This is a genomic window from Rhizobium sp. FG96 (assembly GCF_057808655.1).
In genome coordinates this window covers 1-20,125 of record NZ_JBMDIL010000003.1, presented here as the reverse complement: position 1 = coordinate 20,125, position 20,125 = coordinate 1, and the positions used below count along the sequence as shown (strand labels likewise).

The following is a 20,125-nucleotide window of genomic DNA, read 5'->3' as shown; positions in this document are numbered from 1 at the left end:
GCTTATCGTGCAATGGCGATCGCCGGCCGCGGGCGATCCTGTTCGGGCGCGCGCAGCGGGCGCGGGGCTGCAGGAGCGGCAACTTCGCCGGTGGCATGCAGGCTGTTGAGAACGCGGTCGCGCACTGCGGCGATCTCCGCCGACGTGCGCCGGCGCGGGCGGTCGATCGTAACCGGAATGATCTCGCGCACCCGGCCGGGGCGTGGCGACATCACCACCACCCTGTCGCCGAGATAGACCGCCTCTTCGACATCGTGGGTAACGAGCACCATGGTGATGCCTTCCTTGGCCCAGATGTCCTGAAGCTCGTCCTGCAGGCGCGCCTTGGTGATCGCGTCGAGCGCGCCGAAGGGTTCGTCGAGCAGCAGCACATTCGGACGGCTGACCAGCCCGCGCGCGATGCCGGCGCGCTGCGCCATGCCGCCGGAAAGCTGATGCGGATAGACCGTGGCAAAGCCGCCAAGACCGACGAGCTCGAGATGCTCGCGCACCAGCTCGGCCTTGCGGGCCTTCGGCAGCCTGGTGTTCAGGAGACCGAGGGCGACATTCTGCTCGACCGTCAGCCAGGGGAACAGCCGCGGCTCCTGGAAGACGATGCCGCGGTCGAGGCTCGGCTCGTGCACCTCGGCGCCACCGTGGCGGATGCGCCCGGCGGTGGTGACATCGAGACCGGCAAGCAGCCGCAGCAGGGTCGATTTTCCGCAGCCGCTGGCACCGACGATGGTGACGAATTCGCCCTTGGCGACATCGACGCTGACATCGTCGAGGGCAGTCAGCGTATCGTTGCCGATCTTGAAGCGGCGGGTGATGTGGTCGGCCTGGAGATGGGCGATGCTCATGGTGATCCTACTCGGCGGCAAGAGGGGCGGATGCCGGATGCTGCGGTGTGCGCAGCCCCAGATTCTGGCGCAGCGTCGTGCCTTCATATTCGTTGCGGAACAGGCCGCGGTGGCGCAGCTCAGGCAGCACGAGATCGACGAAATCGCGAAGACCGACGGGCAGATGCGGGGGCATGATGTTGAAGCCATCGGCGGCTCCGCCCGTAAACCAGTGCTGCATCTCGTCGGCGATCTGCGCCGGCGTGCCGACGATCTGCCGGTGACCGCGCGCCCCGGCGATCCTGAGATAAAGCTGGCGGATCGTCAGGTTCTCACGATGGGCGAGATCGAGCAGCAGGCGCTGGCGGCTCTTGCTGGCATTGGTCTCCGGCAGCGCAGGAACCGGCCCGTCGAGAGGATAGGCGGAGAGATCGACGCCGCCGGTCATGCCGCTCAGCAAAGCCAGGCCGACGACCGGATGGATCAGCTCCTGGATCTGTTCGAACTTCTCTTCCGCCTCGGCGATCGTACGGCCGACGACGGGAAAGATGCCGGGCATGACCTTCAGATCATCGGCGTGGCGGCCGTATTTGCGCAGGCGCCCCTTGAGATCGGCGTAGAAGGTGCGGGCATCCTCGAATGTCTGGTGGGCGGTAAAGACCACTTCTGCGGTGCGCGCCGCAAGCTCCTTGCCGGGCTCCGAAGAGCCCGCCTGAACGAGCACAGGATGTCCCTGGGGCGAACGGGCAACGTTCAGCGGCCCGCGAACCTTGAAGAACTTGCCCTTGTGATTGAGGACATGCTGCTTGTCAGGATCGAAATAGAGACCGCTCTGCTTGTCGCGCGGGAAGGCGCCCTCTTCCCAGGTATCCCACAGCCCGGTCACGACATCGGCGAATTCCTCGGCGCGCTCGTAGCGCTCGCCATGGGCATAATGCTCGTCGCGGCCGAAATTGTGCGCTTCGTGCTCGCTGGACGAGGTGACGAGGTTCCACCCTGCCCGGCCGCCGCTGATATGGTCGAGCGAGGCGAATTTGCGGGCGATATGATAGGGCTCGTTATAGGATGTCGAGGCGGTCGCGACGAAGCCGATATTGCGGGTGACCGCCGCCAGCGCTGACAGCAGGGTGATCGGCTCGAACTGCGCGACATAGCGCGTCGCGGTGCGGCTCAAGGCCTCGATATCGGTGCCCCGCGTCCCGACGCCATCGGCCATGAAGATCAGGTCGAACTTGCCGCGCTCGGCGAGCTGCGCCAATTCCACGTAATGGGCGAAGTTGGAGCCGGCATCGGCCTGCGCATCCGGATGACGCCAGGCGGCGATGTGATGTCCGGTCGGGTAGAGAAAGGCCCCGAGCCTGAGTTGCGATCGTTCAGCCATTTCGAGCTCCGTTCGAAGGAGCAGTCAGGCTAGGATTAAAAAAATAATATCTATAGAAATTATATTCTATTTCGAAGCCGCTGAAGGAACTTTTGTAATTGGAAAGGCTGCGCGCGAGCAGGCATGTTTTCGGCTCACCGGTGCGGTCCGCATCGCGCCCAAGGAGACATGAATGACGTTGTCAGCGCCCATCGCGCCACAGGAAGACAGACTGGCCGCGCTCGTAAAGAGCCGGTATCGCAGCAATAGGGCGCTGTCCGGACAATGGAACGAGGCGCTCGAGGCAATCCTGTTGCACCGCAGCGTCCGCGATTATCTCCCGCAATCCGTGCCCGCGCATGTGATCGAACTTGCCGTCGCCGCGGCTCAATCGGCGCCGAGTTCATCGAACCTCCAGGCCTGGAGCGTGATCGCCGTCGAAGACAGGGAGATCAGGGATCGCCTGAATGCCGTTGCCGGCAACCAGCGCCAGATTGCCGGGGCGCCGCTTCTTCTGGTCTGGCTCGCCGATCTCGCCCGCCCGCGTGACATCGCTGAGACGCGGGGCGGTACGGCCGAAGGTCTCGATTATATCGAGAGTTTCCTGCTCGGTGTCATCGATGCCGCTCTTGCTGCGCAGAATGCCGTCGTGGCGCTCGAATCCCTAGGCCTCGGCACCTGCTATATCGGCGCCATCCGCAACGACCCGGAAACCGTGGCGCGCGAGCTCGGGCTGCCCGAAGGCGTGTTCCCTGTCTTCGGCCTGACGGTGGGTTATCCCGATCAGGGCAGGCCCGCAGATGTGAAGCCGCGGCTTGGCCAGGCAGCGATCCTCCATCGCGATCGCTACGATCCCGGTGCACACCGGCCTGCTCTCGACGCCTATAACCGTGCGCTTGGAACCTTCCAGGCGGAACAGGCAATGCCGCGGATCGACTGGACCGAACAGGTCAGCAACCGCATCGGCACCGTCGCAGCCCTGAAAGGCCGTCACGTTCTGAAGGGCGTCATCCGAAAGCTCGGCTTCGCGCTCAAGTAAGCGCCCTGCCCTTTCATTCAGCAAATCGATCAGCAGGCACAGGCATGACCAACAGCTCCGAATTTCTCTGGCACATCCCGAACGACATCAAGGCCGGTCACCGCGGCGACAGCACCACCATCGATCACAACAGCCTGGAGACGCTGACGGAACATGCGCAGGCGCTCGAGGATCACGGCTGGAAGGGCGCCCTGATCGGGACCGGCTGGGGACGGCCGGATACATTCACCGTTGCCACGGCGCTGACAGCGCGCACCAAGACCTTCGAGCCATTGATCGCCATCCGTCCCGGCTATTGGCGCCCGGCGAACTTCGCCTCTGCCGCGGCGACGCTCGATCACCTGAGCGGCGGCCGCGTCCGCGTCAATATCGTCTCCGGGCAGGACAATCTTGCCGCCTATGGCGACAGCGAGGGCGATCAGGCTCATCGCTATGCGCGCACGAAGGAATTCATGCGCCTCGTGCGCCGCCTCTGGACGGAAGAAAACGTGACCTCGGCGGGCGAGCATTTCCGGCTGGAGGGCTCGACCGTCCAGCCGCGCATCGCCGGAAATGGCAACCGCCGCCACCCCAAGCTCTATTTCGGCGGCGCCTCGGAGGCGGCCGAAAAGGTCGCCGCGACCGAAGCGGATGTGCAGCTCTTCTGGGGCGAACCGCTCGATGGCGTCAGGGAACGCATCGACAGGCTGAAGCGGCTGAGCCGCGATCTCGACCGCGATCTTGCACCGCTGGAGTTTGGCCTGAGGATCACCACGCTCGTGCGGGATACGCGCGAGGAAGCCTGGGCGGATGCCGAAAAGAAGGTTGCCGCCATGGCGGCAAATCACGGTGGCAGCTGGCAGGACCACCGTGGCTCTGTCGCCGTCGGCCAACGCCGCCTCCTGGAACTGCACGAGCGCGGCGATGTGCTCGACGACAACCTCTATACCGCTCCCGGAAAATTCGGCGGCGGCGGCGCGGGAACGACATGGCTGGTCGGCTCGGCCGAAGATGTCGCCTCGTCGCTGCGCAAATACCGCGACCTCGGCATCACGCATTTCGTGCTCTCGGATACGCCCTACCTTGCCGAGATCAAACGGCAGGGAGACAAGCTTCTGCCGCTCCTGAGGGGTTGAGAGATGGATCGGGTCGATCGCAAAATCCTGGCGCAGCTGCAGAGCGACGCCGACATCCCCGGTCCGGAGCTTGCCAAGACAGTCGGCATTTCGAACACGCCCTGCTGGCGAAGGGTTCAGAAGCTGGAGGAAGAAAAGGTCATCCGCCGGCGGGTCGCCCTGCTCGACGCGGCGAAAATCAACGCCGCCGTCACCGTCTTCGTGTCCATCCGGGTCAAGGCGCATTCGCCGGAATGGCTGCGCCGGTTTTCCGAGGTAGTGACAAGCTTTGCCGAAGTGGTCGAGTTCTACCGCATGAGCGGCGACGTCGACTATCTGATGCGGGTCGTGGTGCCCGACGTGGCAGCATATGACGCGTTCTACAAGCGGTTGGTGGCGAAGATCGAGATCGGCGACGTCAACTCGCGCTTTGCCATGCAGGAGCTGAAGTTCACGACCGAGCTTCCCTTATCCTATCTGCCGATCAACAATCCCAAGGCGGCACGCGCAAGCTAGCCGAGATTGGACGCGACATTGTGACGTTCGGCGGCCGCCACCGGCGCAATGACGGCCTTGCCTCGGGGTAAGGAAGGAGCGAGACGCTGCGTGCCCTTTCACATGAGCCTCAGGGCCGGTCACCATCGAAGTGCCGCTCAAGGAAGGGGAGATTGTCCTGACCCCAATAGGTTTCCCCGTCATAGATGAATGTCGGGAAACCGAAGACGCCGCTGTTGCGGGCGCGTTCGCGGTCACGGCTCCACTTCTTCTGAACGTCGTCGTCGCCCTGGCGCTTGAGAAGTGCCTCGCCGTCGAAACCGGCTCGGGTTACGACCTCGGCCCGCACCTCGGGTTTGCCGATATCACGTGCGTCCGCCCAATAGGCGGTCTGCAACGCGCGAGTGATACCAACCCAGTCCTTGCCGTCGAGATAGGCTGCGATCACCAGAAAGGAGGCGGGCGTCGGGTCACCGAGTTCCGGGCGCTTGTCGAGCCAGATTTCCTTGCCGCGCACCTTCGCCCAGCGTTTCAGGTCTCTCATCCAGTAGGCCCGGCGGATTTCCGGCCGATTGCGCGAGAAGATGCCACCGTTCTCCTCGATCACGGTGGTCAGGAAAGGCTCTATTTCCACTTCGTGCCGCTTGGCGAGATCGACGAAGGCGTCGAGGCCGATATAGGACCAGGGAGAACCGATAGAGAAGAAATATTCGAGGGACTTCGTCATTGCTAATATCCTGATTTCAAAGATCTCACGTCGCCGACGCGCGGCGATAATGGCTGAAGCGTAGCGGGGCGCCAACCGAGTTCGGGACCGATCAGCGTCACGAAGTCGTGTAGAATCTGGCGGTAATCCTCGTCGATGAATTCATAGGGAAGCTCCAGACGGAATTCCTCGACATGGGGCAGGATCGGATCGGCGTATAGCGTCTCCAGGATTTCGTCAGCGGTTCCAACGAGGTCGCGAGCAAAGAGGGTGCGGCGCTCGCCCTGCGGCGCAAGTGTGCGTTCGTGACGGCCGGCGGCATAGGCAGCGTAGCGCTTGCGCGTTGCCAGGCTGGCACTGTCGAAGGGAACGATGACCCTTCCGAGCGCCACCCGGCGCCCGGCGCCACCGGAATTTCTGTAGCGCTCGAGCTGGCGTCCCTGGGCGACGAAGAACTCGTCTGTCTCCTCCCCCGTCGTCACGTTGCCGATCAGGAGATTGAAGCCGTTCTGTCCGGCCCAAGCTGCAGAGCGCAGGGAGCCTCCTCCATACCAGATGCGGTCGATCAGGCCCTTGGCATGGGGATTGAGCCGCGGACGCTGCGGGCCGAAGGGCGTCTTGATCCGCGTCTCCTCGTCGCCGAGATAGTGTCCCTTCAGATTGTCGGCGAACCTGATAACGCGAGCATGCGAGAAGTCATGGCTCTCCCAGTCGCTATCAAAAGCGAGCGGCCCGATCAGATCGGCATGGAGCGGCCGTCCCGCGCTCAGCCCGACATTGAGCCGCCCCTGGGAGAGCACGTCGACTGTCGAGAGATCCTCGGCCAGCCGATAGGGGCTTTCGTAGCCGATCGGAATGACCGCCGTGCCGAGCTCGATCCTCTCGGTCCGCTGGGTGGCGGCCGCCAGAAAGGCGGTGGCCGAGGAAATGCCCGGTTCCAGATGCCGCTGCCTGACCCAGGCACTGTTGAAGCCAAGCGCTTCGCCATGTTTCAGGAGCTGGAGCGTTTCTTCGAGCCCGCGATGAGGATCGTCTTCGGGATAGTTTCCGGGCGTCAGGAACCCGACATGTTTGATCGCAATGGAATGACTGGTCATCTCTGGAACTCAAAATTTCGGCAGGCCGGGCGGATTCGTCTCCGAAGCTGGCAAGGCTTCCTCCGACAGATGCCAGTGATCGAGGATTTTGGCGTAGGTGCCGTCCCTGATCAGGCCGTTGGTGGCGATCGTCAGCGTGTCGGCAATGCCGCTGCCCTTGCGCGTGGTGATTGCGACGTCGGAGCGATCTGGCCAGCCGGCGCTCAGCGTTCCCACGCGCTTGATGTTCTTGTCGCGGGCGGCGATGAAGACGAGCTGCGCATGCGGCTGAACAATGACGTCGGCTCGGCCGGATTGCAGCGCCAGCAGGCTCGCTGCCTCGTCGTCGAAATATTGAAGCTCGATCGGCTTCAGGCCGGCGGCAACGTCCTCATCGCTCCATTTCAGCAGGATCCGCTCCTGGTTGGTCCCCGCACCGACGATGATGCGCAGACCCGCCGCATCCTTCGGTTCCTTGACGGAGGCGATCGCGCTGTCACCCTTCACGAAGAAGCCATGCAGGCCCTTGCGATAGGTCGAGAAGTCGAACTTCTGCTTGCGCTCCTCGGTGACGCCGACATTGGAGATGACGGCGTCATACTTGCCCGAGACGAGACCGAGCGGCCAGTCGATCCAGGCGACCGGCACGATCTCCAGCTCCAGCCCGAGGCTCTCTGCAATCGCATTGGCATATTCGGGATCGGCGCCGACGACCGTCTTCGCGTCGGTAGCATAGGTTGCAAGCGGTGGCCCGCCGGGGCTGATCGCCACGGTAAACTTGCCCGGCGTGACGAAGGCAAAGCTCTTCGGGATCGAGGCGATCGCCGCTTCGTTCTTCACCGCATGGACACGAGCGGGTTGCTCGGGGCTCAGATCGAACTCATCGACGGCATGCGCAGTGCCGGAGGCAGCCAGCATCATCGCGCTCAAGAACAGCGCCGGACGCCAGGAAGCAAAAGACATCATTTTAATCTCCTGAAATGAACGGTGCGGACCGGCTCGCATCCCTCGCGCCGGCCCGCACGGCCAGCCTTAGGAACCGCTCTTCGGCAGTCCCGGCGGGTTGGTCTTCGATTCTGCCGTCGCCTCGGACGTCAGGTTCCAGCGCTTCAGCACTTCGCCATACTTGCCATTCTTGATGAGGTCGTTGAGAGCGAGAGTGACCGCGTCGGCAAGTCCGGCGCCCTTTTTGGTCGTGACTGCGATCTCGGCCGCAATCGGCCAGCCGCCGCTGACGGTGCCGACGAGCTTGGTCGAGCCCTTGATCGAGGCGCTGTAGGCGAGCGTGGCATTCGGATTGAATTCGACATCGGCACGGCCGGACTGGATTGCCAGATCGGCCGCGGCCCGGTCATCGTAATACTGCACCTCGATCGGCTTCAGACCGGCGGCGACATTCTCGCGGTCCCATTCGAGGATGATCTTTTCCTGATTGGTACCGGCGCCCGTGATGACCGTCAGCCCGGCGACGTCCTTCGGCTCCTTGATCGCGGTGATCTTGCTGTCGGCCTTCACGTAGAAGCCGAGCACGTCATTGCGATAGGTGGAGAAATCGAACTTCTCCTTGCGCTCCTCCGTCACGGTGACGTTGGAAATGACCGCATCGTACTTGCCGGAGGAGACACCGAGCGGCCAGTCTTCCCAGGCGACCGGAACGAGATCGAGCTCGAGGCCGAAAGAGTCGGCGAGCAGCTGCGCGATCTCGGGATCGGTACCGACAACGGTCTTTGCATCCGTTGCGTAGGTGGCGACCGGCGGATCCCAGGGGTTGATGGCGACGGTGAACTTGCCCTTCTGGACGAACTTGAAGGACGGAGAGATTGCCTTGATCGCCGCTTCATCCTTCTCGGCGCGGATCCGGTTCGAGGTATCCGGGCTCAAGTTGAACTTCTCGGCAGCCTGCGCGGAGCCGATCCCAATGGTTGCCACCGCTACGGCGCTGGCGAGCAGCTGGATTGCGCTATTTCTGAATGTCATTGCCCTACTCCATTTCTTCTTTAAATTGTGGCTGCTGGCATGCGATCCGGACGCCCGTCGCGGCCGGAATTTCGTTTTCTGCGGAAAGTTCAGAGCACCTTGGCGAGAAACTCTCTGGTGCGGGAATGGTCGGCCCGGGTGAAGATCTTCGATGGCGGGCCGGACTCCAGGATCTTGCCGCCGTCCATGAAGACCACAGTATCGGCGATCTCGCGGGCAAAGCCGATCTCGTGGGTGACGACGACAAGCGTCGTCCCTGTCAGCGCGAGTTCCTTGATGACATCGAGCACTTCGCCGACGAGCTCGGGATCAAGCGCCGATGTCGGCTCGTCGAACAGGAGAACCTTGGGACGGAGTGCCAGCGCCCGGGCAATTGCCACGCGCTGCTGCTGGCCGCCGGAAAGCTGGCGGGGATAGGCATTGATCTTGTCGCCGAGCCCGACCCTGGCGAGCAGCTCCTGCGCCAGCTGGACCGCTTCCTCGCGTTTTGCGCCGCGCACCTGGATCGGCGCCTCGATCAGGTTTTCGAGCACGGTCAGATGCGGAAAGAGATTGAAGCTCTGGAACACCATGCCGATATCGGCGCGCCGCTTCAGGATTTCGTTCTCCTTGAGCTCATAGAGCAGATTGCCCTTCTGCTCGTAGCCGACGAGCTCGCCATCGACGGCGATGCGTCGACGCGCTCCAGATGATTGATTGAGCGCAGCAGCGTCGACTTGCCGGAACCCGAGGGGCCGAGGATGGCGGTCACGCTGCCGGCGGGCAGATTGAGATCGATGCCATCGAGCACCTTCAGCGAGCCAAAGCTTTTCGAAATTCCTTGGATGCTGATGGCTCCACCGGCGCGCAGAACCGCGGCATCGGCGAATCCCCTATGCGCGACCGCGGTTTCAGGCGCAAACTCAGTCGCGGCAGGCTGGCGGGCAAAGCGTGCGAAGAAGGCCTGGAACGGCAAGGGTTTCGGATTGCGCAAGGCACCCTTCGAATAATGCCGCTCGATATAGTGCTGCGCGATCGACAGCACGGTCATGATGACGAGATACCAGGCGGTCGCGACCATCAGCAGCGGAATGACTTCCAGATTGCGGCGATAGATGACCTGCACGGTGTAGAAGAGCTCCGGCAGGGCCAGAACGTAGACCATCGAGGTCGCCTTCGCGAGACCGATCACCTCGTTGAACCCTGTCGGCAGGATCGAGCGCATGGCCTGCGGCAGGATGATGCGGAACGCCTGGCGGCGATGCGAGAGGCCGAGCGAGGCGGCCGCCTCAAGCTGCCCCTGGTCCACGGAGAGGATACCGCCGCGAACGATCTCGGCGAAGAAGGCCGACTGATTGAGCGTCAGACCAAGAAAGGCTGCCGCAAACGGCGTCAGAAGCTGCGTCGTCGGATAGCTAGCAAAGACCGTATCGGTGAAGGGGATGCCGATCGTGATCGTTTCATAGAGATAGCCGAGATTGTTGAGAACGAGCAGCAGCACGATGACCGGGATCGAACGGAGCAGCCAGATATAGCCCCAGGAGAGACCCGACAGCAGCGGTGAGCGGGAAACACGGGCAAGTGCCAGCGCGGTTCCGAGGATCGAGCCGGAGACGGTGGCGAGTGCTGTCAGAAGCAGGGTTCGCCCAAGGCCGGCCAGCACCGGCTCCGCGAAGAACCACTCGGCAAACACATTCCAGCCCCAGCGCGGGTTCGTGGACGTCGAATAGATGATGCTCGCAATGACCGCGGCGGCAAAGATCGTGCCCGCAAGGCGCGCCGGGTGGCGTGCCGGAACAATCTTGTAGCGCGTGAAATCGGAGGTCTCCGCCGCTCTGTGCTCGTGTTTTGCGATAGCCGCAAATTCGCTGGTCAGCGCCATGCCCCTGTTCCTTCCCAAATCAAAGATTGGCGACCGCTCGAAGCGGCGTTGCGTCGATGTCTGCCGCCGGCGCGAAAGCACCGGCCGCGATGGTCTTTTCGAACGGCAGCGTCTTGTAGAATTCAGGGTCGACATTGATGTCGAAGAGCGCGGTGTATCCGTTGCTCAGATAGAGGCCGACGGCCTCCGGCTGCCGGAACCCGGTCGTCAGATAGACGCGCTGATAGCCCTGGCGGGCCGCTTGCGCCTCAAGCTCGACGAGAACCTTTCGCGCCAGTCCCTGACGTCGCAGGTCGGAGCGGGTCCAGATGCGCTTGAACTCGGCGGTCCTCTCGTCATAGCGCTTGAAGGCGCCACCGCCGATCGTCACGCCATCGCGGATCAACAGCACGAAGTTGCCGTCCGGCGCGGCGAAGGCTTCGGGGGGATAGCGGTTGAGCTCGGCTGCCGCGCCCTTCTCATCGAAATAGCTGCCGTAGCGGCTGTCATACTCATGAATGAGTTCGTCGATCAGCGGCTTTGCCTGCGGATCAAGCGGTGATGTGTAGAGAAACGTATCGCTCATGTCGTCGTTACCCGTTGTCTTCGGAGAGGAAGGTTTCGGCGAGCTGCACCCAGTAGCGGGCCGCAGGCGCTATGATGGCGTCATTGAAATCGTAGTGAGCGCTGTGCAGCGGCGCGCTGTCGCCGTTGCCGACGAAGAGATAGCTTCCCGGCGTCTCCTGCAGCATGAAGGCGAAGTCTTCACTCGCCGTCCGCGGACGGAAATCGTCTTCGGTGACGCTGCGATCGAATGCATTGATCGCTACACTTTTCGCAAATGCCGTTTCGTCGGCATGGTTGATCAGTGCCGGAAACCCGCGCCGGTAGTCGACCTCGGCCACCGCGCCGAAGCTTTCGGCCTGTGCGCGGGCCAAGGCCGGAATGCGGGTCTCAAGCTTTTCGCGAACTCTCTCGCTATAGGCACGCATGGTGAGTTTCAGCTCGACGCTTTCGGGGATGACATTCGAGGCGGACCCGCCGTGGATCGAGCCCACGGTGACAACGGCCATCTCCTGCGGATCGACATTGCGGGAGACGACGCTCTGCAGCGCGGTGATGAATGAGGCGGATGCCAGCACCGGATCGACCCCGCGATGCGGCTCGGCACCATGGCCGCCCTTGCCGACGATCCTGATCACCGCCTGGTCGACCGAGGCCATGGCCGCACTCGCGACGAAGCCGAAATGCCCGGAGGGCACGCCGGGCCAATTGTGGAGCCCGAAGACTGCGTCGACAGGAAAGCGATCGAACAGCCCCTCCGCAATCATCTTGCGCGCGCCTGCGCCGATCTCCTCGGCCGGCTGGAAGATCAGCCGAAGCGTTCCATCGAAACGTCCGCTCTCGGCGAGATAGCGCGCCGCTGCAAGCAGGATGGTCGTGTGCCCGTCATGTCCGCAGGCATGCATGACGCCGGGGTTGCTGCTGGAATAGGCAAGGCCGGTCGCCTCCTCGATCGGCAGCGCATCCATGTCGGCGCGAATGGCGACTCTCTTGTTGCCGTTTCCCTTCGTCAAGGTCGCGACGATGCCGGTCCCGGCAATGCCGTGCTCGACCTGATAGCCCCACGAGGCGAGACGCGAGGCGATGAGCTTGCTGGTGCGATGCTCGCGAAACGCAAGCTCCGGATATTGGTGAAGATCGTGGCGCAGAGCGATGAATTCGTCGAGGAATGAGGCAATCCCCTGCTCGACGCGGTCATGGCCTAGGGGTGTTTTAACTCTTGCGTTCATCGGGCATCCCCCAGCGCTCAGGCGCTGGCGGCCTTTCGCTGGTCGGAATCGTCGGCGCGTTCGGCGTAGCGGCTGGTGCGGAAGGGCAGCCCCAGATGATCGCGAAGCGTTTCGCCTTTCAGCTTGGGATCGAAATAGCCGCGGCGCTGCAGGATGGGCAGAACGTGATGCGCGAAGTCGTCGAAGCCTTCGGCAATCACCGGAAAACCGAGAATGAAGCCGTCGGCGGCTTCGCCATCGATCCAGCGGATGATCTCGTCCGCGATTTGATCGGCCGTGCCGATGAACGCTGTGCGCGGCGTGGCTGCATCGAGCGCAACTTCGCGCAAGGTCAGCCCCTTCTCGCGCGCCGTCTTCTTGATCCGGTCGGTCGTGGCGCGGAAATTGTTGCGGCCGATATCGCCGAGTTCGGGAAATTGCTCATCCAGCGGATAGATGCTGAAATCATGGTGATCGAAGAAGCGGCCGAGATAGCGCAAGGCCTCCTCGATGGTAACGAGGCCGCGGATCGCCTGATACTTGGCTTCCGCCTCCTCCCCCGTCGCACCGACGATCGGGCCGATGCCTGGATAGACGCCGATGTCTCTGGCACTGCGGCCCTGGGCGACCGCGCTCTGCTTCAGTTGCTTGTAGAAGGTCTTCGCATCCTCGATCGGACCGCCATTGGTGAAGACGGCATCGGCATGCTTGCCGGCGAGCTTGATGCCGGAATCCGAGGCGCCCGCCTGGAAGACCACGGGCTGGCCCTGTTTCGAACGGCGGATATTGAGCGGCCCTTCGATCCGGAAGAACCGCCCCTTGTGATCGAGCCGGTGCATCTTGTCGAAGTCGGCATATTGCCCGCTGTCGCGATCTCGGATGAAGGCGTCGTCATCCCAGGAATCCCAGAGACCCTTGGCCGCGTCGATATATTCCTCGGCGATCTCGTATCGCAGCTCATGTTCGGGATGCTCGCGCCCGTAGTTGCGCCCGGATCCCTCCAGAGGCGAGGTGACGGCGTTCCAGCCGGCGCGACCGCCACTGATCAGGTCGAGCGACGCGAACTGCCGGGCGATGGTGAAGGGGTCGCTGTAGGAAGTCGATACCGTGCCCACCAGACCGATCTTCGATGTCGAGGCGGCCAGTGCCGAGAGGATCGTCAGCGGCTCGAAGCGGTTGAGAAAATGCGGAATCGATTGCTCGTTGATGTAGAGGCCGTCGGCAACGAACGCGAAAGCGATGCCGACATCCTCGGCCTTGCGGGCGGTATCAACGAAGAACTGGAGGTTGGTCGAGGCGTCCGCAGGACCGCTCGGATGCTTCCAGGCGTTCATGTGGCCGCCCGGGCCCTGCAGCATGATGCCGAAAGTAACGTGTTTCTGAGCCATGATCTGTCTCCGGAGTGGGAATTAGGCAGCGAGTGAAAGGCGTTCTTTTGCCAGCAGCTCGATGGAGGCGAGGCGCTCGCCCGGCGTCAGGGCCGGCGTGTCGAGCACGAATTCCTGGACGCCGTAGCGCGCGTGAAGGTCGTCGAGCGCATCCCGCACCTGACGCGCGGTGCCATGGAGAACGCTCGGGATCTTTTCCTCTGCGCGATAGTCGGCAACACCGGCCTGCCGGGCATATTCGGCCGCCTGCTCTTCATTGCCGACATTCACCGTCTGGCCGTTCGGCAGGAACACCTTCACGATGCGCAGATCGCCGACGCGGGCTCTCGCCTGTTCCGCGCTTTCGGCGGCGAAAGCTGCAAGCGCCAGGATCGGAACATCGCCGCCGGTCGCCTGCGCGTAGGCATCGAAGGTCTTGCGGAGATTTTCGGGATCGCCATTCAGGTGTCCGGCAAAGACCAGCCGCCACCCCTTCTCCGCGGCAAGCAGAGCGCTATCGACGCTGGCACCGAGCAGGAAGCGCTCGGGCTTGACCGGTGGGATAGGCGTTGCTACCGCCTGGTCGTCGCGCGGTTCGAACGAAAGGTAGGCATTCAGCTCGGAGAGCTGTTCGGCAAAGCCCGGCTTCAACGCAGGATCGACCGCGACCTGCAAGGCGCGCGTCGAATAGGGAAAGCCGCCCGGCGCCTTGCCGACGCCAAGATCGACCCTGCCCGGCGCGAGCGACGACAGGACGTTGAAAGTCTCGGCGACCTTGTAGGCGCTATAGTGCTGCAGCATTACCCCGCCCGAGCCGATACGGATCGAGCGCGTACGCGCCAGAAGATAGGAGATCAGCACCTCTGGTGCGGAACTTGCGAGGTTAGTCATGCTATGATGTTCGGCGACCCAGAATCGGTGGTAGCCGAGCTCCTCCGCCGCGATGGCGAGCTTCACGGCCGCAGCAAGCGCTTCCGTCACGCTCACGCCCGCTTCGATCGGGGCCTTGTCGAGCAAGCTGAGAAGATAGGTCATCACGGTGCCTCGCCATATTTCTATATTGTCTATAAAATCAGTAGACAAATTACACAGTAAGGAACCGCTTTCTCTTTGGAGTCGAACAAGGGGAAAAAACCACCGTGCTGCGGGGGTTGGATGACGATACCGTTCAGCAGGACGAACAGCTCGCGACGGGTCATCGAGATGTGGGCCATAGGGATCGACCGAAGTCGGGGCCGGTCACCGGCGAACCTCTACCGAGGCTCCGCGCAATCCACTGCGTGGCTGTAGATAGCGTAGACGCCCATGGGGCACTTCACGTCATCCGCCGTCAACTGATCACGGACCTCTAGCGGCAGCCGAAGAACTGGGCTCTATCTTGATAGGGATGGTGAAGGGCCGCTCCGATAGCAAAAGTCTGATGCCAAGGCACACCAGCACAATGCCGGCAAACAGTCTGCGGACGGCGCTGTCGTTTTTGACGAAGCCATTGACGGATCAGTTGAGCCGTGCGTTTCGGGAGGAGTGAGGGTGCGGTTTATCTCCAGCCCAGAAACGCAAAAACCCGCCTGATGGCGGGCTTTCATGTGTGTCGGGATCGTTGGTTTCGGTGTCATCGCCGGGGAAAGCGAAGCTTTTGCGCCATCGATAGGATTCTGGGGTGATTTGGTTGCGGGGGCACGCAACCAGCGATTCCTGCGATTGGTCCAGTCCGAAATATCGAAACGATCAACATGAATGATTTGTGGGTGGTTTAGAGCAGGATTCGAACGCGCTGCCGCATTCGCTTTCGTCCGCTTTGGCGGGGCGCTTTGTTCCTAGAACCTCAGCGAAAACGCTCGCCAAGTCGGATCTGCCAAGGCGTGCAATGGAGAACTCAAGCATTGTCTCTCGTCCAACGTCGGGATCGTCGACTCGCTCTTGGGAATTAATCTCGTTGTCGACAATCTCTACCGATTTCATCGCCACGTTGAGCAGTTGGTCTAGATCGTATGACACAAAGTCAAATCGCATCTCATCCGAGTAGCGAACCATCTTCATGAAACCAGCATCAACCAAGCCGGCAAAATGTAGGAAAGGGACGAAACCAACACCGGGGCGCCCTCGCGTCAAATTTAGAGCAGCCAAGCCAAATCGGTGCAGCAGAGTATAGGCTACGACGCCCCCGGCAACACGCCTATCCAATCCGGAGACCGCGAGCCCCCATGCGTTGATGTCGGCGCGATACTCCTCCGCAAAGATTAGTGGCCAAAGCAATCTCCCGGCGGCCCGAAAAAATCCACCTTGATGTTTGTCGCCAATCGGCACACCGATGCAATGTCCGGCTTCATGGCACATGTATTCGTTGATTGCAGCGACTTCCATTCGACCGAGACACGAGATCAGCCACGATAGGGCGTTGGGCACGAAAACAGAGGCGAGGATGGGTAGCCGCTCATCGAATAACTGCCGGAGCTTTGTTACATCGAGAAGATCGCTATCCGGCAGAACGCCTCTCACGTCCCTGAAATTGCGCTTATAGTAAAGCGCATCGTCGTGACGCGAAAAGACCCCGTTGCGAGCTGAGACGGCGATCGGGGTGAGCTTCACTTCCGCTTGGCCGTGCCAAAGCGCTTGATAACGCAAGATCGCATTAACATCTGCTGAAGAGATGGTGCCCGCGCCATTAAGGATTGCCCCCGACAAAGAGCCGGTCTCGGCCGCGCGTTGACTTTGAAAGCGATACAAGCATGCCGCGTCAAAGGGTGACCCGGATTCAAAACCGTGTAATTCCCCAATCGCTTCCTGAAAGATGCTCATTTTCAGCCCTCCATCTTTCTTCTACCATAAGGCGAAGGACCTAACTACTGTCGGTTACATGTGCGGACTGAACGTAATCTTTTCTCAGGGCGGACGAATAGATCACGCCCACAAACTCATGGCCGAGGCAATTGGGCATCGCGGTCCCGATGCGGTAGGAACATGGTCGGATCAGCATTGCGCAGTTTCCCACACGAAGCTCTCCATCCAAGACTTTAGCGACCGCTCCAACCAGCCACTGCATTATGGGAACCTGATTATTGCCTTCAATGGCGAGATTTATAACGCGCGAGCCATAGCCAATGAATTCGGCCTTACCGATCGAATTCTATTCGACGGCGATGTCATTGGCCCCGCCTATTGTCGTCTCGGAAACGATCTGTGGCCCAAGCTCGATGGGGAGTTTGCGATCGCCATATACGACAAGGCCCATTGCAGATTAACGGTCGCGCGTGACAGGGTCGGTGCCAAACCTATGTATTACCAGCGGCATACAGGCAACCTATACCTATCATCGGAGATAAAGGGATTACGACGTGCACTCCCGCATCTCCTCAAGCTAAATTTCGACCGCCTTTGCTTCGATCTTGTATTCGGGCCTTGGGGACCACGGGATGAAACACTCTTCGAGGAAATCAGCGTTTTACCGCCTGCTCATTACCTAACCGCCACACCGGGCAATCTGCGTGTAACGAGCTACTGGTCGCCAGACGACAACCGTGTCGAATGCCTTCCCGACATGCTCGCGCATGCCCTTGAAACGTCTATTCGCGAACGTGTCATCGGAACGCTGCCGATTGCGGTGTTCCTGTCAGGTGGGATCGACAGTTCTACTGTAGCGGCGATAGCCACCGCCAATTCGGCGAGTCAGGTGGTTGCCTATTCAATTCGCTATGCCGGAGGCTCGGGAGTGGACGAAGCCACTCAAGCCCAATCAACATGCGATAGCCTCGGGATCGATCTGAAGCTTGTAGAATTATCCGCCTCCGACGCTTCTTTGCGAACCTGGGACAAGATTGTTATGGCGCTCGAGGAGCCGCCGCTGGATCTTGTTTATTTACCGGTCTGGGCACTCTACGAAAGAGTTGCGTCCGATGGTTTCAGAGTGGTCTTGACGGGTCAAGGCAACGACGAGCTTTGGTGCGGATACAGGAACGAGGAAGCTCTCAGTTTCAACATTTGGAAACGTTCACCGCAGCGCGTGGCGAGTGCGTTCCGTAACAAACTGCTCAGGACAGGAGTCGGCCATATTGCCAACGGTGAATACACTGTCACCCCGCTCTGGGGCGGCGACGTACTGACTGACTTCTTAACACGTGAGAAGGATGTAATCTATATCGCCGATCAGATCAGATGTAACGCATCGACGTCGCACAGTCGCTCCGCGACACAGCTTGCAATGAATAGCGCACTCCGCCGACATTTGGATCAGGAAGATCGATTGGGGATGGCCCATGGCGTCGAGTCGCGCGTCCCACTGCTTTCCAGCCGGCTCATTGACATCGCATTAGCTCACCACGCTACGGGAAAAACCGATGACGACCCCGTCGAAAAGGCAGCCTTCCGCGCAGGTGCCAAGCGTTTCCTCGGACCAACAATGGTCACCCGGGCGAAGCAGTCATTTCCAGCACCTGCCGCAGACATCGGACGCGAATTCTGCGCATATGTCCTGGACAATTGGTCAGAAATCCGAAGAAGTGAGATCGTAGGTACACTAATAAATTCGGCACTTTCTTCGAACGATGCGCTCTGGATAATAAAAAACTCGCCACAGATTGCAATTGTACTTGCCAGCCTTCACCGTTTCGCGCAATTATGGTTGTCGGACGCAGAAACTCAACCCGGCGTAGGGAGGCCCTAATGAGCGACGAGAAGAAGGTCCAGATATCTTTCGAAGGCCCTGGCATAGCAAAGGACACGCCCACCGTGACGATCACCGGTCTCGCCGCAGACCATGTGAACAGGCCGGAAAGAATCATGAAACTCATGGAACTGCTCGAGCTCCCCGAAGGAACCAACGCCCGGATCGTCTACTCAGCAAGCGATGTCATCGTGCGTTAATATATGGAGACCCATCCATGGAACTCCATTCGGCTTCAATTGGCTTGCCCGCCGGATTCTGGACGGGCAGCGGCGGTTTTCTGCGGCCTTCGGTTCAGATCCTGAGGAATGATCAGCACGTTAAGCTGCGGCACTCAATCTGGGAAATTGAGGTGCCCAAACAAGAGATTGACAGCGATCCGCATTTCCTCGCATTCCTTGCTGGAAAGGCCCAACTTCAGCAGGCTGATTTCACCGCCGCGACGAGCAGAAAACTTGCTCAACTCCTTCTTCTTCAAGGCGGCGTGACATTCGACGGAAGTCGCGAATGCTACACGTTGACTGAGGTCCGCCATATTGTGGGGGCTGCTGCCGCGCATTGGTACGGGGTCTATTACGCGCACCAGTTCTGGGAAAGGCTACGCAATTGCGAACTCTCGCTATTGCAGGTTTTTGGATGGGCGCTCCGAACCTATCACCTCTCAAGGTCTGCTGGGCCAACAGCAGCGCGGGGTGCCGTTTACAGTCCAAGTCCTCACATTCGGGAGACGTTTCTCAAGAGCGCTCTAGAAGAGTATTCGCATTGCGAAATCTACTATTTCCCAGACCATCCCCGTTTTGGCGTTAAAGCCGCCTGGATAAAGGATCTACTTCCGTTGCCATCCGGCACCGCTTTCGATCAGCACATGGCAACGATCGCGGAAGACAACTGGCTGGCGCACGCGATCTCAGCATATTTTCAAGAGTATACCGCCTCGTTTCGCGAGAATGCTTTCGCACTATATGACAGACTCGAAGAGCATTATGGCCTCGATGGATTCTTTAAAGGATGGAAGGATCATATTGGCTACGACGTCGACCAGACTCATGCAGATGATTTTGAGGATCTCTTCGCGGGCGACGAGACAGTAACTCGTGACGCACTGATCTCAAGCTTGACGCTCGGCGCCACGACCGTCGCATTTCTGATAGGCTCACTGGATGAACTCTTGGAATTGGACCAAACCACTGACATTGCGACTTATCGTGCGCCGCCGGCGCTCACTGCAAGTGCATCGATGAGTTCGATGATGATGGGTGGCGGCAGCAATCTGCAAGGATTAGCGCAGCCCGGTAGTTCAGCGAGTGTCATCGAACGATTGGTGCGGATACTCGGCGAATCCTCAGACCGGCTGGCTCGAATCAGAGAGGCGCTTGTTGAGGCCTTCACCCCCGACTTCTTGCTTCAATTGACAACGCGTGGTTTGGCTAATGCTGTCTCACAGGATGAAGCTCTCGTTCTTGGCGACTTCGTTCAAGCGTTCGAGCACAGCACTCATCCAAGCAATGCCAATATTCCAGCGCCCGGAATATTGGCTATTCGCAATTTTCTTCGCGAAAGTGCGAGGCGGCCCTTACAACTCGCTTTCCTGTTGGAACTGTCCGCGTCCGTCTGCGCCGACGCCATCGTTGGTCTTCAGGCGAACGAAAACAGGCGCAAACGCTTCGATAAGACAGGAGGCTTGCTCGACAAGGATCTTGCTACCTTAGGGCTTCAATTCTTAGAACTGACTGAAGCGAGCAAGCGTCTCTGGCAAGTCGCGATTTCCTCAGATGTTCTAACTGAAAGGGAAGATTACGCTCAGGTGTGAACACCTCAGGTAATCCAGCAACGCGGGCGACCGGCTCATCGAAATCGCGGTGATCGTGACCTTGCCCCGTTGAAATAATCCATTTTGAAGTAAGCTCTGGCCCATCGAGAG

At 60.6% G+C, this 20,125-nt stretch carries 17 protein-coding genes and 1 pseudogene; 6 read left to right on the top strand and 12 right to left on the bottom strand.

The window, feature by feature from the left end:
• Nucleotides 1-2: 2 nt before the first annotated feature.
• The gene (locus tag ACODR6_RS06280) at nt 3-839 is read right to left on the bottom strand and encodes an ABC transporter ATP-binding protein (RefSeq protein WP_489021585.1); all 837 of its coding nucleotides are present in this window, start codon (nt 837-839) and stop codon (nt 3-5) included.
• Nucleotides 840-846: 7 nt separating this feature from the next.
• The gene (locus tag ACODR6_RS06275) at nt 847-2,199 is read right to left on the bottom strand and encodes an LLM class flavin-dependent oxidoreductase (RefSeq protein WP_489021583.1); all 1,353 of its coding nucleotides are present in this window, start codon (nt 2,197-2,199) and stop codon (nt 847-849) included.
• A 172-nt stretch (nt 2,200-2,371) separates the two neighbouring features.
• Between ACODR6_RS06275 and ACODR6_RS06270 the strand changes: the two genes are divergently transcribed.
• From ACODR6_RS06270 to ACODR6_RS06260, 3 genes are read left to right on the top strand one after another with little or no spacing between them, the layout of a single operon-like run.
• Complete coding sequence (locus ACODR6_RS06270) at nt 2,372-3,217, top strand: NADPH-dependent oxidoreductase (RefSeq protein ID WP_489021581.1); 846 nt, start codon at nt 2,372-2,374, stop codon at nt 3,215-3,217.
• Between the two features lie 44 nt (nt 3,218-3,261).
• Entirely contained in the window at nt 3,262-4,332 is a 1,071-nt protein-coding gene (locus ACODR6_RS06265; protein WP_489021579.1) for an LLM class flavin-dependent oxidoreductase, read from the top strand.
• A 3-nt stretch (nt 4,333-4,335) separates the two neighbouring features.
• Nucleotides 4,336-4,827: an Lrp/AsnC family transcriptional regulator gene (locus ACODR6_RS06260; RefSeq protein ID WP_489021577.1), complete on the top strand. Its 492-nt coding sequence runs from the start codon at nt 4,336-4,338 to the stop codon at nt 4,825-4,827.
• Nucleotides 4,828-4,936: 109 nt separating this feature from the next.
• On the opposite strand, the gene ACODR6_RS06255 is transcribed toward ACODR6_RS06260, so the two are convergent.
• The 10 genes and pseudogenes from ACODR6_RS06255 to ACODR6_RS06210 all read right to left on the bottom strand — a co-directional run bounded on the left by ACODR6_RS06255 (nt 4,937) and on the right by ACODR6_RS06210 (nt 16,343).
• Nucleotides 4,937-5,533: a 2-hydroxychromene-2-carboxylate isomerase gene (locus ACODR6_RS06255; protein WP_489021575.1), complete on the bottom strand. Its 597-nt coding sequence runs from the start codon at nt 5,531-5,533 to the stop codon at nt 4,937-4,939.
• A 2-nt stretch (nt 5,534-5,535) separates the two neighbouring features.
• A complete protein-coding gene (locus ACODR6_RS06250) occupies nt 5,536-6,609 on the bottom strand; it encodes an LLM class flavin-dependent oxidoreductase (RefSeq protein WP_489021573.1) in 1,074 nt (357 codons plus the stop codon).
• 9 nt (nt 6,610-6,618) lie between these two features.
• Nucleotides 6,619-7,509, bottom strand: a complete 891-nt coding sequence (locus ACODR6_RS06245; protein WP_489022203.1) for an ABC transporter substrate-binding protein — start codon at nt 7,507-7,509, stop codon at nt 6,619-6,621.
• A 111-nt stretch (nt 7,510-7,620) separates the two neighbouring features.
• Nucleotides 7,621-8,565, bottom strand: coding sequence for an ABC transporter substrate-binding protein (locus tag ACODR6_RS06240; RefSeq protein ID WP_489021571.1), 945 nt, complete (start codon nt 8,563-8,565; stop codon nt 7,621-7,623).
• A gap of 89 nt (nt 8,566-8,654) precedes the next feature.
• Nucleotides 8,655-10,426 (bottom strand): annotated as a pseudogene (locus ACODR6_RS06235) (amino acid ABC transporter permease/ATP-binding protein).
• Between the two features lie 19 nt (nt 10,427-10,445).
• Entirely contained in the window at nt 10,446-10,991 is a 546-nt protein-coding gene (locus tag ACODR6_RS06230) for a GNAT family N-acetyltransferase (protein ID WP_112711304.1), read from the bottom strand.
• Between the two features lie 7 nt (nt 10,992-10,998).
• Nucleotides 10,999-12,198, bottom strand: coding sequence for a M20 aminoacylase family protein (locus tag ACODR6_RS06225; protein WP_489021568.1), 1,200 nt, complete (start codon nt 12,196-12,198; stop codon nt 10,999-11,001).
• Between the two features lie 17 nt (nt 12,199-12,215).
• Nucleotides 12,216-13,565: an LLM class flavin-dependent oxidoreductase gene (locus ACODR6_RS06220; protein ID WP_489021566.1), complete on the bottom strand. Its 1,350-nt coding sequence runs from the start codon at nt 13,563-13,565 to the stop codon at nt 12,216-12,218.
• A 21-nt stretch (nt 13,566-13,586) separates the two neighbouring features.
• A complete protein-coding gene (locus ACODR6_RS06215) occupies nt 13,587-14,579 on the bottom strand; it encodes an MsnO8 family LLM class oxidoreductase (RefSeq protein WP_489021564.1) in 993 nt (330 codons plus the stop codon).
• A gap of 693 nt (nt 14,580-15,272) precedes the next feature.
• Nucleotides 15,273-16,343, bottom strand: a complete 1,071-nt coding sequence (locus ACODR6_RS06210) for a hypothetical protein (RefSeq protein ID WP_489021562.1) — start codon at nt 16,341-16,343, stop codon at nt 15,273-15,275.
• Here ACODR6_RS06210 and asnB point away from each other — a divergent pair.
• Genes asnB through ACODR6_RS06195 form a run of 3 tightly spaced genes read left to right on the top strand, consistent with a single transcriptional unit; the run spans nt 16,336 to nt 20,014 of the window.
• Nucleotides 16,336-18,204, top strand: a complete 1,869-nt coding sequence (gene asnB, locus ACODR6_RS06205) for an asparagine synthase (glutamine-hydrolyzing) (RefSeq protein WP_489021560.1) — start codon at nt 16,336-16,338, stop codon at nt 18,202-18,204. The two genes, ACODR6_RS06210 and asnB, sit on opposite strands and share 8 nt — an antisense overlap.
• Nucleotides 18,204-18,404 carry a hypothetical protein gene (locus tag ACODR6_RS06200; RefSeq protein WP_489021558.1) on the top strand — a complete coding sequence of 67 codons (201 nt, stop codon included), beginning with the start codon at nt 18,204-18,206 and terminating at the stop codon, nt 18,402-18,404. The genes asnB and ACODR6_RS06200 overlap by 1 nt, the downstream gene beginning before the upstream one ends.
• Nucleotides 18,405-18,421: 17 nt before the next feature.
• Nucleotides 18,422-20,014, top strand: a complete 1,593-nt coding sequence (locus tag ACODR6_RS06195) for a hypothetical protein (protein WP_489021556.1) — start codon at nt 18,422-18,424, stop codon at nt 20,012-20,014.
• The last annotated feature ends 111 nt before the right edge of the window (nt 20,015-20,125 follow it).